Genomic DNA, 15,449 nt, shown 5'->3' on the forward strand with positions numbered 1-15,449 from the left:
AATTCTTCAAGGTAAAAGGTTTCTATTTTTTACCTTGTAAGTTTTTTACTCTCGTTATATCTGTTATTATTCCAGGTTTTTACCAGTTTATCGAGTATTTGATTAAGTTGGACTGGTGTCAGATGATGGAGTCGCTGGCGGTTGCGTGACGGTTGTACACGGATTTTGTACATTTGATTGTAAAACAGATACACCAAAGCGTTTTAGTTGGGATAAGTCTAGCAATACTGTTTCTGGCAAAGGTTTCAAATTGGGTGGAACTGAGGTAGTTACTGCTGGTTTATTAGTATTAACTGGAGTTTGCGTGCTTTTATTGGCACAGACTCGCATAGACACTGCAAAATTTCCCGAAGTAGGTTTAGGATTTGGATTTGTATCGATCACTTCTAAAAAAGTTCCAGGGGGAAGCGATTGGTTATTTTTCAAGGGGATTTGATTGTTGGCTTTAATTACCCAACCTGGAGAAAGGTTATCAAGCGATCGCGGTTCGGGTGTCGCTTCGATGCTAGGATTTTGAGTTAATGGATTGGCAAAAATTGGCAATGAGCCTGATGGCTCACGCAGTTGCCTTACGAACAATCCTAGACAGCCTGCTAGTACAACAAATATCAAAGGAACAATCCACTGTAGCGGTAAACTGGAAGTTTTAGCCGGCTTAGTGTCTGGAATCACCTGAGTTTTCTGGTTTGGGCTACCTAAAAGGGGAACATCTGTCGCCTTGGATGCCAAATCAACCGTTTTGGCAGAATAACTCTCTGGAATGAAGGCTTTGATGGTAATTTCTGGTTCCCAATATTGGACTTGATAATGAACTAAAGCGATCGTGACATTATCATGTCCATTTTTAGTATTAGCGATTTCGATTAATCTATCCGCAACACTTGCTATATTTGCTTCTCCAGCTAGAATCGGCAATATTTCTGTTTCCCAATATTCCTCCACCCGATCGAAATCACTCAAACCATCGGATGTGAGGAGAAAAACTGCATCTTCATCGAGCATAAACCGTGTCGATGTGGGATGTAATGAAGTGCTAGAACCCATGCCCAAAGCCTGCACAAGAGAGCCAGCAGAACTTTGTTGGACAGCATCGCGGTAAATGGCATAGCCTAGCCGCACCTCGCGGGAAGCGACATCATCATCAAGGGTGACTTGATAACAGCCTTGGCGGGTAATCCAGTAAGCACGACTATCACCTACGTGGGTAATGTACATTTCGTGGGCAACAGGTAATGCCATGACTAAAGTCGTGCCCATGCGCTGCCGTCCTTGGCGATTTTCTCCGTCATTGCGCTGACTAATTTTGTCATTGGCAATTGCCACTGCTTTTTCTAGGTCATTTAGCAGTAGTGAGGGGTCTATGTGGTCGTAGGGAACTTTTGTTAGTTGCTGTACTTGCTGCTGAATGGTTTCAATGGCTAAATTTGAGGCGACATTACCACCTTCGTGTCCACCAATGCCATCACAGACAATTGCTAAAGCTGTTGGCTGGGGTGGTTTGCTCACCATTGTTCCACTGGGAGGACTACAGGCATCTTCGTTGCGTTGGCGACTTGGGCCAGTGTCGGTTTTGGTGATAATTTTGATCGTGGGTGTTTGCGATCGCCCTAACCCAGCCAGTCCTCCATCTAAAACTCCGATTAATTGGTCGGTTGAGTTAATCTCTCCCTGAATTAAGGCAAGGCTAACGCGATTAACAAATTCAACTATGGCTGGTTTCGCACTACTAACCAACTGCTGCCAAAATTCGCCTAATTGGGGCAATTCTGGTGATGTTTCGGAGTCAAAACGCAAATCCAACAACCGGACTAAGGATCCTTCTACCCGTAATACAGATGAGTCAAGCAAGCTAGAGGCGACACCTTCACTTGCAAGAGGTTGCCACAGATGAGCTATTTGCCATAACCAATTGAGTTGGCGCATCGATGTAGCATCACGCCAAGCGGTGGTTAACTCACTACCCAAATGCACTTTTTGGCTTGTGTCATCTATTAATAGTGGCGGTTTTTCTAAGAGTAATATTTCTCTTTCATGGGAAGAACCGTCAGCGATAAATAGGACTCCATATACCTGCGGTACGTGTAAGCGGTAGGGAATGAGTCTCAAATAAGCTCTGAGAGGCTGTAAATTCTCTAACTCAGGCGTTAGTGATATAAAACCAGGTTTCGTATCTAAAAGAACAAATTTATCAATGACTAAATAGCGATCGGCTAATATTTCTCCAGGGCTACCCACACTTGGGCCATCTACCACAGCCCAGAGATAATTTTTGGGTAAGGGCGTGGAACATCGCTGGCAAAACTTGTGAGTCAGGGGGTTGGCAGCCCGACAATTTTCGTTTGGACAGTAGAGCGTTGCCGCGTCATTTTCCATAGTTTTCGCACCGATCAGCGATTGGCAATTTCTTTAACAGCATTAGTAGGGACAATCTAGACCGCTCATCTTTCTTAAACTTGACATATCCAGACTTTAGATGATGATTTTAGCTGGCGAATATCAGCAAGTGCTAATACTTAACTTATCCAAAAAATCCGCTCCTTAGTCAACTCTACAGCCTCATCATAGCTTCTATTGCTCTGTGACTCTCCATCGCCAAAGCAACTAGCTCCAACCCTGTTACCAAAGCATAACCCAAGCATAACTGCGCCCCAAGCTTTTGCTGAATTATCGCATCATTAAGAGGCGGATAATGTTGGCATTTATTTAGTTTATAAGTAAGATAGCAAGAATTAACTTTAATTAAGAATTAATACTAGCAAATACAATTTTGGCAAAAGTACCTGACGAATCAAGAAAACCTGCCTCGAAATATCTCTCCTAACAGGAGAGATACTTTGAATTTACTCCTTTCCCTAGTCGGGAAAGGAGTTAGGTTTTCGGAGATTTTTCCAGTTCGCCTGAATTGTCAGCAGGGTTCAGGCCGTTTGCTTGTCGTCAATTGCAATTTGAGGGACTCCCATACTGTAGTTGGTAACGCGGGCAGAGAGATTGTAGCTGATTTCGCCGAGTTGCAGGAGCGATCGCAGATAATGCTCTAAATCTGACCCCACACGACGCAAGTTATAATCCGTGAGGTCTTCGCCACTAGATGCTTCTACTAGTTCATCAAATTTTCGATAAACTTTTTGCAGCGCATCTTCATTCCAGTTAAATTCGTTATCTGGGTCAATATCTAACGTTAAGACCTGTTGACTGGGAACTAGATCGCCATCCCGGTCAATTTCGCCTGCAAAAATGCGGACATGCCGGGTTGTGGACTTGAGCAGCATCGGGTTATCCATAAAAAAAAGGGTGTAAGATTTGGGTGGATTACACTGAAATTATTGTAGACGCTATATTCAAGCTATGAATGCTCTCAATTTACAAGCTTTGAAGGCAGTTTCAAAAGGGTATATTGAATGGGCATAAGTAAAAATATCACCTGTACTGATTAACTTACTACTTTTGTTAGGACTTGAAGACGCAATTAGTTGCTAGTACTGACAGTAGTCCAATTATTTTCTGTAAAAATTACTTGATAAAATCTTTTCATTTGGAGTATATAAACAACTTATTGCGATGTGCTAATCTTACCTACTGCTAAAATTTTCCTATTCCTCAAGTCTAAAAGCCAGTAGGGTAAAGGACTCACCAAGAATAACTCGATCTGTGTAATTTTTTTTCTAGAGAACAAAAGTCTTTACCTTAATAATTGCGCTCACCAATTTCTTGGGGATTTTCTATTGCAAAAAACGTACATCAAGTAATTTTACTGAATAGCGCTACATCGACCTCCGGCTGTAATAAGTTCCAAAAAATTAAGCGATTTTACTTACGTATAAACACCAAAATTAGAGTAGCAAGTCAAACTTTTATTGACGTTAACATAAAGTTGATGTAAAAACCTTTAAAAAGGTTGAACAACATCTTACAGAAACTTTATTGTGTAGAATCTTAAAAACTGAATAATAGTTATGGCTTACCATAAGCTACATCTGGTACAGGAACATCAAAATCTAGACAGTGAAAATTGAGCTTGTAAAAAAAACACAGGAGAGGAAAATGGAATGCAAAAGTGATTGATGAAGAAAAATTCTTAATTCAAGCACTTTGGATTTAAAAGGGATATAAAGAATTTTTGCTGGGCATCTACCTCCTTACCCTCATGACAACCAAGTAAAGGAATCTCAATAGTTATGAACTCCAAAGCATTACCACGCCAGATAAATAATCTCGAAGTAGGTGTTTATGAGTGCGAAATCCATCTTAAATTCCGGTTGATTGAGGAAAAGAGTCTATTGAGCGATCGCGAGCAACTCTTACAGGTGCTACTTGATGCTTTGACTGAAGGTTCTGATGACTTTCTAGAAACGCTGCAAGCGTCCGTTAAAGCCCAGGAAGTGTCTGAGTTTAAAGCTTCACCTCAAATGCGTCGTCAGCTTATGCGCTTGCGTAATGCTGCTGAAAATACCCAAGTTTAAATGTGTAATTTAAGTAGTGAAAAACATGAATTGAGCATCAAATCAAATGTTGATCCTATATCCTCGTTGCCATAAAAACTAATCAGCAAGTAGAATTCATAAAATATTGTGATTTCTACTTTACGAAAGTCTTATTTAGCAGCGCAAAGTCCCAGGACCAGTCTCCTCTATTAAAAACTTTGTAGCAAAGGGTACTGGTAGAATCTGAGAATAAACTCAGCCGGGTGCATTTTACCGAGTTTTTATCAAAACATTGTAGGAATAACAAAATTCTGTGTCTTTACAGATGGGGAATTGGACAACAGGCGCAAATCCAATGAAAACCTAAAAGACCAAAGTAAATATAAATAACCTTCCTTTTAGCTTTTTGCTTTAGCTAAGTGCCTGATTTGCTGAAATACTTATGTTTTATGTATCACTGGTAGTAGGTTATGGTTTAGCAACTAGTTACCTATTACCAATTACTCACAAGTCAAAAGATAAGAGGACATGGGGAATGGGGAATGGCAAGAACAGGGATAGGAAAATAAGCAATTCCCAATCCCCAATCCCTATTTAGCCAAACCGTGTTCTAGAGCAAAACGAACTAACTCTGTACGGCTATTAGTGCCAGTTTTGCTAAACAAACGACTGACGTATTTTTCTACATTGCGGACGCTGGTTTCTAAACGACGGGCGATTTCTTTGTTCATCAACCCTTCAGCGACCAAATTTAAAACACTTTGTTCTCTCGGTGTCAAATCAATTTTAAAAGGGGCTGGCGATTGGGAAATAGCATTTCTTTGAGTTAATAATGCCTTAATTTGGGCAATCTGATTGGCTAGTTCAGCAAGATCGGGGGTTTCAGAGTCATCTCCCGTACTTGCGGCCTTAGCGGCGCGGCGGGCTAGTAAATTTTCGACTATAGCCACTAACTCGTCTGGATCGAAGGGTTTGGGTAGATAGGCATCAACACCAGCGTGATAGCCTTGGATGCGATCGCCTGTCATCCCTTTAGCAGTTAAAAATACTACTGGGAGTGCTTGGAAGCGGGGATCTTCTCGCAGTTGTTTGAGGAACTGATAGCCATCGACTTGGGGCATCATCACATCGGAAATTACTAAGTCCGGTGTATTCATCTGCATCCATTCCCAACCTTCGAGGGCGTTACTGGCGACTTGAACGCTGAAACCGCTCTCTTGCAAATAGTCTTTCACGGCTTCCCGTATCCCTGGTTCATCATCCACCAGTAACAATTGTGCTGACATTTAAAATTCCCTTAAGTTTTCCTTTTTCCAATTTAGCGAAAGTTGACAGTCATTGAACAATCAGAATTCACCTCTACCGCCCCCAAAGCTTTTAAAGTTGACATCTCTGCCTCGGTCAACCCTTTAACTTCTGTAATAATCGTGCCTTCATAAGGACGGGCTGACCGTAAAGTTGTCCAGCATTCCCCTGTAGTCAGATCCCAGCAATTGATTGTTTCATCCTGGCTACCACTGAGGAGAATTCGCTCGTTGTGACTCAAACTGAGCGACCATACCCAATTTTGATGATTCTCTAGTGTCGCAAGGCAGTCTCCAGTAGCTAGATGCCAAATTTTGATGGTGCGATCGCTACTACTGCTAATCATGCGGCTACCATCTGCGGTGAAGAGGATACAGACAATTTGGCCGATATGTCCTTGGAATACTCGCTGACAAATTCCGGTGTGAATATCCCAGAGTTTGACTGTCTGCTCATCACCACCAGTAGCAATATATTGACCATTTGGACTGACAGCAATTGCCCAAACGCGGTTGGAGTCCGCCTCCCAAGTATTTAGACATTTTCCTGTTTCAACATCCCACTGTTTAACTATCTTTTCATGGCCACTACTGAATAAAGTTTTGCCGTCAGGGCTAAAAGCGATCGCTAGCACAGATCCAGGATGCCCCTGCAATGTTTGCCAACATTCCCCAGAATGCACATCCCAAATTTTGATTGTATGGTCGTGGCTGCCACTAGCAAGTAAGTTATTATCTGGACTGAAAGCAACTGCCCAGACCCAACTCCCGTGACCGTGCAAAGTATTCAGACATTTTCCTGTATGGGGACTCCAAAGTTTAATAGTCTGGTCGGCGCTACCACTGGCGAGAAATTGTCCGTTGGGACTAAATGCAACACAAAAGACCCGATTGCTGTGCCCGTATAGTACACGAAAAGGCTGGAGGCCAAGCTTTAACTGTTGCAGGGCATTGAGGTTGACATCCCAGAGTTTGATTGTCTGGTCTTCATGTCCGCTAGCAAGAAGGTTTTGCTGGCAACTGTGGGCGATACCTCCGGGGAGCAAAGCTAACGCATAAATCGCATTTCTGTATCCTTGTATGGTTTTGGTACACTGTCCAGTCGAAACTTCCCAAACTTTAGCTGCATGGTCATCCCCACCGCTAGCGATTAAGTGTCCTTGGGGATGAAAAGCAATTGACCAAATCCGGTTTGTATGCCCCTTTAGGGTATCTAGACATTTTTCAGTATCTATATCCCAAATCTTCACAGTTTGGTCATAGCTGCTAGTTGCTACTCGATCCCCTTTGGAGTTAAATGCTACTGATGTGACAAATCCTGTATGTCCTAGCAACGTCATCGCACACATCCACACCCCAGTCCGCAGATCCCAAAGTTTCACCGTTTGATCGAAACTGCCACTAACTAACCTTTCCCCTTCTGGGCTAAAAGCGATCGCTTTTACCCAATGCTGATGTCCCTTAAGGGTTTGTACGCAGCACCCAGTTTCTAGATTCCACAACTTGATTGTGTTATCTTCACCACCTGTTGCTAGGGTTTTTCCTGTAGGATGAAAGGCGACACTCCACACACACAAGTCATGTCCTTCTAGAGTTTGCACGCATTCTGCTGTTGTTAGATCCCAGAGTTTAACTGTGCGATCGTCGCTAGCACTGGCCAAAATTTGTCCATCTGGACTAAAAGCCAGGGCTATGACGATGCTGGTGTGTCCATACAGCGTTTTCAGATATTTTCCTGTGGTAGTGTCCCAAAGTTTGATAGTGTAATCTTGACCGCAACTCGCTAAGACCGGATACACAGGACTAAAGGCAAGACTCCACACCCAACTGTTGTGTTCTTTACAGCTAAAGAGTTGTTTGCCGTTGTTGGCATCCCAAATATAAATTTCACCGTTGGTATCACTGGTAGCAAGACAACATCCATCTGGACTAAAGACAACGCTAGTAATACCGCCAAAGGTCGCAGCAAATACACACTCTCGAAATGTTGTTTGGGTAAAGTTAACTTGATGTAAGTTGAGCGATGCCTGGGTTGAGCTGCGCCTTTGCAAATCTGCTTGACGAATGTTGAGACGGGAAAAATCATACCCAGTCAAATTGGTTTCTAATTGAGCCAACAAATTCAGCAGGTTGCCACCACCATACCCAACTGTATCTATAGCTTCATCTTGCAATTTATTAATTAGTCTGCCAAGTTTATGCTCAAGCTGACGAGTAGAGCCAAGGGTTACTTGCAGTTGATCCAGGATAGGCCGCACAATCAGGTGAATTTGACTATCGCGGATATAGTCCTTTGCCTGAGCTTTCATCAAGGCATGACTCAGCAGATATCGCGGCGATTCTGTGACAATTTCCTGACATCCTTGCTCAATCAAACAGTCTGTCACATATTCCATCACGACAGGTTGCTGTGTAAATCCCCCAGTGTTGCTTTCAATCAAGCTACGCCAGCATAAAGACTCCAACACTTCTATTAACTTAGGTTTAGACACTGGTACTGCAAGATTGGTTTGCAATTCTGCCACAGAAACGCTTTCCCGGTGAATCGCCAGCCAGTACATGACTTGTTGCTCCAAGACAGAGAGTCGTTGGAATTGCTGCTCTATGAGATTGCCAATTCCATTAAATACCGTTGTCCCTTCGGTAAAAAAGCGAACAATGCTACCTTCATACAAGTCTCGAATTGAAGTTGCAGCAATTTTCAACGCTAGGGGATTACCACGGTAACAGTCAATTAGTTGGCGGGTTTCGTTCTCTGTACTTAATAGCCCTTTGAGGGAGAGAATTGTTTCTCCTGCTGCGATTTCCAATCCTGAGAGAGCAAGGGTACGAACTGGTAAACCATCACCTTCCAAAGCCGCAACTTGAGCAGGTTTTTCCCGACTGGTGAGTAAAACACAGCTTTGATGCCGAGTTTCTCCTAATCGCCACAAAAGTTCACCGTAGGATTCATAGCCTTCTCGGTAACAGCCTGTTTGCCTGCCATGTTGCAACAGGGTGTCAAAGTTATCCAAAATCAGCAAACAACGAGATTTACGAAAGGACTCGATTAAACAGGTAATTTGCTCATAAGGGTCAGCAGGTAATGCGATCGCCTGTTGATTAGAAAGAATTTTGATGCAGTCCGTCAGTTTGTCATGAAAAAAAGGTGCGTGTCGGAGCGATCGCCAAATCACATACTCAAATTCTCCCTGTAATTGTTCTGCCAACTTTACCGAGAGTGCGGTTTTACCCATACCACCCATACCTAGTAGTGTCACCACACGAGAGCGATCGCGCTCAATCCATTGGCTCAAGGTTTCTAATTCAGTTGTCCGTCCATAAAAGTGGGAAACGTCGATCGCCTCTCCCCAATCGATTTGAGGCGTGAAGGTTGGGGAGGTATTTGCACCATTCTGCTGGTGTGCGGTTCGGTTTAGGACTCCGTGCAGATTATTCTTGGTAACTTTTTCATTTAAAGCTTGAGATAGCGATCGCCATAGTTGCGAACCAACATCTTTGATATGACCTGGGTCATAAGTGACTTCTCCCGCCATTTCTAGGTAAGTTTTCCCTTCCCAGGAGTAGCGAAATACAATCTCTTGCGCTCTCGTTAAGCGTCCTCGTTTCAATAATCGCTCAACGATTGCGATCGCTTCTTCAACCGTCATTTATCCACGTAGTAATACAGGCTAACTACAATATTCCCACGATAAACTTGATTTTTTCGTAAAAGTTTACGTAAATCTACTAAAAAAACCCGACCTTTTTCCGACCTTTTCCGACCGTCAAAGTTGATATAAGGCTGTAGAGTATTGATGTGATTCAGTTGTAGTACAGGAATTTACCCAATGATTAAACACAGGTAAAGTGTTTACCCAAACACCGGAAGGTGTTGAGTGCGATAAATTTTTCATCTAGTTGAGCCATAGCAGTTGTGAGCGACGATGTTTCTTCGTTCGCTGGTTTCTTCTGACTAATGGTTTGAAATGGGGATGCGATTGCACTTAATTTATCGGGGTTTTGGAGGGGCGACCATAGCTCAAAACTTGTTTCGGAAAACGCATCTATAAACTCTACACCTAAAATTTACTATGCCATTAAAGCTAAATGTTACTGGAGATGCTCAGACAGTTAATCTTGATTTCAACCAAGCTGCTGGTCTTAAAGCGCTTGATGTAAAAAACAAGTTTATCGGAATCGACACAAGCAGTAAGGATTTTCAAGCTCTCTTTAAAGACTATCCAAAAGTTCAAAAGATATTTAACGGCGGTTATAGCGAGGAATTTTCTGATGGATTTAAGCTATCTGGAGCAAAAATAGAGGCTTCTGGTGAGCTTATTCTGGCTAGAGTTTATGCCAAGTCTGGACTTCTAATAGAATCGGCAGGCTACAATCTGGGTGGTGTCAAAATTGGTGTCAAGCAAACAGGTTCAACAGAATTACTCGCTTCTGTTCCCAGTAGTGGGGGGAATGGAATTAAATTATCTGCTAAAACAATATCAGCATTTAGTGGTAATCCGAGTGTGTCAGTCAAGTTACCCGAAGCTTATCTTAAAGCAAGTCTGCTTGCGAACCTTGACATTGGAGCCTTAGCCTTTGATGGTAAAATCAAAGGCAGTTTGGGAACAGCAAGTAAGACTGTTGATTTACCTCGATTTGGAATTCTTAGTGGTATCAAAACAGCTCCTCCTATCTCAATTTCCCTGGTCGATCTCAGTATAAAGAAGATAATCGAAGGGAAAGCTACAGGTATATATGGAAAAAAGCAGACTAGTAAGGGCATACTTGAAAGTGAGTTTGAAGGCATAAAAATAACATCTGATCTCAGAAATATCTATAAGGGGATAAAGATCAACTCGGACGGATCTTTATCAGGAGAAATCCCTTTGTTCACGCTGGGTGCTAGTCTAAACAAACTGGGAGCAAAGGCATTTCCATATCTCAATCTTCTAGCAAAACATATTGAGGGTAGTGGCTATAGTGTTGACTACAAACTTTTAGACCTTTCTATTGAGTCCAGCTTGAAGATTAAATATGATGGAAAATTAAATCTTTCAGAACAAAGTTCTAGCGCTACCTTTGAAAACGGCAAATCTCTGAATCTTAGTGGAACTAGCAACGGATCTTCAAACAGTATTGAAGTATTAAACACAACTGAGCTTAAGAAATTTCTAGACACCGATGGCGATGGTAAAGCAACTGTTAAATTTGATTGGGGTTATAACAAAGCCAGTTACGTTTTGAATTATGGACTGTATGCAGATCTCTCAGCAACTCTTGAAGCTGGCAAGTTCAAAGTTAATATTGGCACTGAGATTAAGTTGGGCTTTACAATCAATCCAAATACTGATCTCGTTGATATTTCCTTGTTTAACAAACAAAAGTTGCCAATTCTCAACGCCTCCAAGCTAGTTGGTGGTAGTGCGACTATTCCGATATCAACTGATGGCTATCGTTTTTCCAAAACTACAATCTTTAATGTCCCTACTAATGCAGATGATCTGATCGATCTTCTGGGCTTAAATCCTGATGATTTTTACATCATTAAAGGCACGAATGGTAATGATGCATTAGTCACTAGAACAGAACGAGGTAACGATACGTTCTATGGTTACGCAGGTGTCGATACAATGAGTGGTGGACTAGGTAATGACATTTATTGGATAGACAATGTAGGTGATGTTGTCATTGAAAACACTGCAAGCGGCATAGATACCGTTCAATCCTCAAGCAGCAGCTATACTTTAGGATCTAACGTCGAGAACTTGAATATTATAGGAAATGGTGCCAGCGATGGTTACGGTAACGATCTAGATAATGTCATTATTGGCAATGATGCCGCCAATCTTCTAGAAGGTAGAGATGGTGCAGACCAACTATTAGGCAATTCTGGTAGTGATACGCTAAAGGGAGAAGGTGGGAACGACACCCTTAGCGGCGGTGAGGGGATTGATACTGTGAGCTACCACAGTGACCCAGGTTCGATTAACATCAATTTGGTTGCCAAGCAAGCTAAAGACGGCTTTGGCGGTACTGACGTTATTTATAACGTTGAAAATGTTATCGGTTCCGCCTTCAATGATTATATTATCGGCGATGCTAACACCAATACCATCACAGCGGGAGATGGTAATGATTTTGTGGCAGCTGGGGAGGATAATGACAAAATCTATGGTGAAAACGGCAACGATACCCTCTCTGGTGAAGCAGGTAATGACAAAATCTATGGTAGTTTGGGAAATGACTCTCTCAGTGGTGGTAACGGGGATGATCTGCTAGAAGGTGGAGACGATGACGACATCCTTGCTGGTGGTTTAGATAACGATGTCCTGGATGGCGGTAAGGGGAATGACGAGCTAGCGGGCGATACTGGTACTGATAGTTTATACGGTGGGGCTGATGCTGACACTCTATACGGCGGTGCTGACGATGATAAGCTGTTTGGGGATGCTGGCAATGACTTACTGCTGGGTGAAGCAGGTAATGACCTAATTGATGGTGATACTGAAATCGATACCGTCAGCTACGACAACTCCCCCAGTGGTGTAGTTGTAAATATTAATGAAGCACAGAACTACCAAAATCCTGGCGGAACTTTCCACACAACTATAGTTACAACCAGCCTCATACCTACCGACACAGAACCAAACTTTACGATCGCCGCAGGCAAAGCTTTAGATGGCTTTGGCACTACAGATACCCTACGAAATCTAGAAAATATCATCGGCTCTGGATTTGATGATGTTCTAATTGGCAACAGCCTAGATAACCGCATCTCAGGCTTAGTCGGGAATGATTTGTTAGTTGGCAATGCTGGCAATGACTCCCTTGACGGAGGCGATCGCATTGATACTGTCAGCTACCGCCGCGATCCTAACCAAGTCATAGTTAACTTAGAGCAAAACTACGCTAAGGATGGTTTTGGTGGTACTGACCAAATCTTTAACGTTGAAAACGTCATCGGTTCTGCCTTCAATGATGAAATCATCGGTGATGCCCAAGCCAATATCATTCACGCTGGAAATGGCGATGACGTTATTAACGCCAGAAATGGCAACGACATCATTTTTGGCGAAGGTGGTAAAGACACTCTCTCTGGCGAAAACGGTGACGATTTCCTCGTTGGCGGTACGGATGCCGATAATCTCAATGGTGGAGAAGGCAATGACACAGCTTCCTATTTCACCTCAGCAACACCTGTATCTGTTAGTCTCACAACAGGTACTGGTTGGGCTGGAGATGCCAAAGGCGATCGCCTCCAAGCCATTGAAAACCTCGAAGGTTCAGAATTTGAGGATTTACTCTTCGGCGACGCTGGCAAGAATATCCTCAGTGGATTGGGTGGCAATGACCTAATTTACGGTGAAGCAGGCGACGATTGGCTTGATGGTGGTACAGGAAGCGATCGCCTTTACGGTGGAGACGGTAACGACAACCTATATGGTCAAGCTGATGAAGACCTCCTCAAAGGTGAAGCTGGCAATGACCACTTGAATGGAGGAGACGGCAACGATCAACTCTACGGTCAAGACGGCAGAGACACCTTAAATGGCGATGCTGGCAATGACTATCTCGAAGGCGGCACAGGCGATGACAATCTTTATGGTCAGGAAGATAATGACCAACTTTATGGTCAGGAAGGCAATGACTATCTTCAAGGTGGCACAGGCGATGACCTCCTCGATGGTGGCATCGGCGAGGACTACCTCACTGGCGGAGACGGAGACGATCAACTTTACGGTCAAGACGACAGAGACACCTTAAATGGCGGGTTGGGTAATGACCTGCTGGATGGGGGTGACGGTAATGACCAACTCAATGGTGACGACGGTAACGATCGCCTCTATGGTCAAGTCGGTGAAGACACTTTACATGGTGGATTAGGCAATGACCTCATAGATGGAGGTGATAATAATGACCTACTTTATGGCGACGACGGTAACGATAAACTTTACGGTCAAGCTGGTGATGACAACCTCAATGGTGGAGCGGGAAATGACGCTCTCTACGGAGATACTGGTATAGATACCCTTTTAGGGCAAGTGGGTGATGACTACCTCGATGGTGGATCGGGGGATGACATACTCAATGGTAATGAAGGTAGCGATCGCCTTTACGGTCAAGCTGGTGATGACCTACTTAACGGTAATACTGGCGATGACTACCTTGATGGCGGGTTAGACAATGACGAACTCAATGGCAATGAAGGTAACGATCGCCTCTACGGTCAGCAAGGCTACGACATCCTAGATGGTGGTGCTGGCGCTGACTTCCTGGATGGTGGTACTGAAGATGACTATCTCTATGGTAGAGATGGTAGCGATCGCCTTTACGGTCAAGCTGGTCAGGACTACCTTGATGGCGGCAATGACGATGACCGTCTTGAAGGGGGCACGGGTGATGACCAACTCTTCGGTCAGCAAGGGCGTGACTACCTCGATGGTGGCATCGGCGATGATTTCCTTTATGGGGGTAATGATGCTGATAAGTTGCTAGGGCAGACTGGCAATGACTACTTAGATGGTGGCGCTGGTGACGATCAATTAGATGGTGGCGACGGCAATGACCAACTATATGGTCGAGACGGTAATGACATCCTTGATGGCAGTGTTGGCAATGATTACCTTGAAGGTGGAAACGGTGATGACCAACTGACCGGAGGTATAGGTAATGATTACCTTTACGGTCAAGACGGTAGCGACACCCTGAATGGCGGCGCTGATAATGACAACTTATATGGTGGAGTCGGTGATGACAATCTCTTGGGAGGCGATGGCAACGATCTCCTCTCTGGTCAAGAAGGGAACGACATTCTTAATGCGGGTGCTGGCGATGACTACCTAGAAGGTGGGTTAGGCAATGACCAAATCCTGGCCGGATCGGGCAACGACCAACTCTACGGCGGCGCAGGTAACGATATTCTTGATGGTGACGCTGATAATGATTACCTAGATGGTGGATTGGGTGATGACCAGATTATAGGCGGTGAAGGTGACGACCAACTTTTTGGTCAAGAAGGTAACGACACTCTTTATGGAGGCAGTGGTAATGACAACCTTCAGGGTGGCGACAATGCCGATATCCTGAAAGGCGAGGATGGAGATGATTATCTCTTTGGTAATGACGGCGACGATCAACTTTCCGGTGGTGCTGGTAACAACTCGCTAGATGGTGGTGCTGGTAACGATGTACTTTATGCCGATATCCCCCAAGCACAGGGCGGATATAATTATCTCTTCGGTAATGACGGTAAGGAACCAATCTACAACAGGGGTGGCAACGACTATCTTACAGGTGGTGACAATATCTTGAATGGTGGAACAGGTGAAGATACATTGTACGGCGGTAGCGGTCGTGATATGTTTGTGCTGGCAAGCGAGTCTGGGAATGATACTATTTTCAACTTTACGGTCGGTAGCGATTACATCGGTTTAATGAGTGGTCTGACCTTTGAACAGCTCGCTATTACTCAAGGTATTGGCACTAATAGCAGTGATACTCTAATCAGTAAACAGGATGGTGAACTCTTAGCCACACTCATTGGAGTAAAAGCCAATACCCTTACTCTGTGGGATTTCAGCAATCTAGGATGATAATTATTGTCCCTTCGCTGACTTGCAAAGTATAAGAGAGGAATGGCACGCTTGTAAAGGGAAAATCGTTGAGGCAGCAGGGGTGCAGGGGTGCAGGGGAGCAGGGGAGCAGGGGAGCAGGGGAGCAGGGGAGCAGGGGAGCAGGGGAG

The 15,449-nt window shown here is 43.8% G+C and carries 6 protein-coding genes; 2 read left to right on the forward strand and 4 right to left on the reverse strand.

Features of this window, described 5'->3' with window-relative positions; translation table 11 throughout:
• Window positions 1–102 precede the first annotated feature (102 nt).
• Together V7K42_RS03530 and V7K42_RS03535 are read right to left on the reverse strand one after the other, a co-directional pair.
• Window positions 103–2,373 carry a PP2C family protein-serine/threonine phosphatase gene (locus V7K42_RS03530; RefSeq protein ID WP_334913588.1) on the reverse strand — a complete coding sequence of 757 codons (2,271 nt, stop codon included), beginning with the start codon at window positions 2,371–2,373 and terminating at the stop codon, window positions 103–105.
• A 542-nt stretch (window positions 2,374–2,915) separates the two neighbouring features.
• Window positions 2,916–3,281, reverse strand: coding sequence for an NAD(P)H-quinone oxidoreductase subunit M (locus V7K42_RS03535; protein ID WP_334913590.1), 366 nt, complete (start codon window positions 3,279–3,281; stop codon window positions 2,916–2,918).
• 894 nt (window positions 3,282–4,175) lie between these two features.
• Between V7K42_RS03535 and V7K42_RS03540 the strand changes: the two genes are divergently transcribed.
• Entirely contained in the window at window positions 4,176–4,460 is a 285-nt protein-coding gene (locus tag V7K42_RS03540) for an Npun_R1517 family heterocyst differentiation transcriptional regulator (RefSeq protein WP_334913592.1), read from the forward strand.
• A 551-nt stretch (window positions 4,461–5,011) separates the two neighbouring features.
• Here V7K42_RS03540 and V7K42_RS03545 read toward each other — a convergent pair.
• Together V7K42_RS03545 and V7K42_RS03550 are read right to left on the reverse strand one after the other, a co-directional pair.
• On the reverse strand, window positions 5,012–5,707 hold the full coding sequence (locus V7K42_RS03545; protein ID WP_334893996.1) for a response regulator transcription factor: 696 nt from the start codon (window positions 5,705–5,707) through the stop codon (window positions 5,012–5,014).
• A 32-nt stretch (window positions 5,708–5,739) separates the two neighbouring features.
• Window positions 5,740–9,375, reverse strand: a complete 3,636-nt coding sequence (locus tag V7K42_RS03550) for an NB-ARC domain-containing protein (protein WP_334913594.1) — start codon at window positions 9,373–9,375, stop codon at window positions 5,740–5,742.
• 423 nt (window positions 9,376–9,798) lie between these two features.
• Here V7K42_RS03550 and V7K42_RS03555 point away from each other — a divergent pair, with 423 nt between their 5' ends.
• A complete protein-coding gene (locus V7K42_RS03555) occupies window positions 9,799–15,300 on the forward strand; it encodes a calcium-binding protein (protein WP_334913596.1) in 5,502 nt (1,833 codons plus the stop codon).
• Window positions 15,301–15,449 lie beyond the last annotated feature (149 nt).

The sequence above is a fragment of the Nostoc sp. genome (assembly GCF_036917455.1).
In the GTDB taxonomy this organism is placed as follows: domain Bacteria; phylum Cyanobacteriota; class Cyanobacteriia; order Cyanobacteriales; family Nostocaceae; genus Nostoc.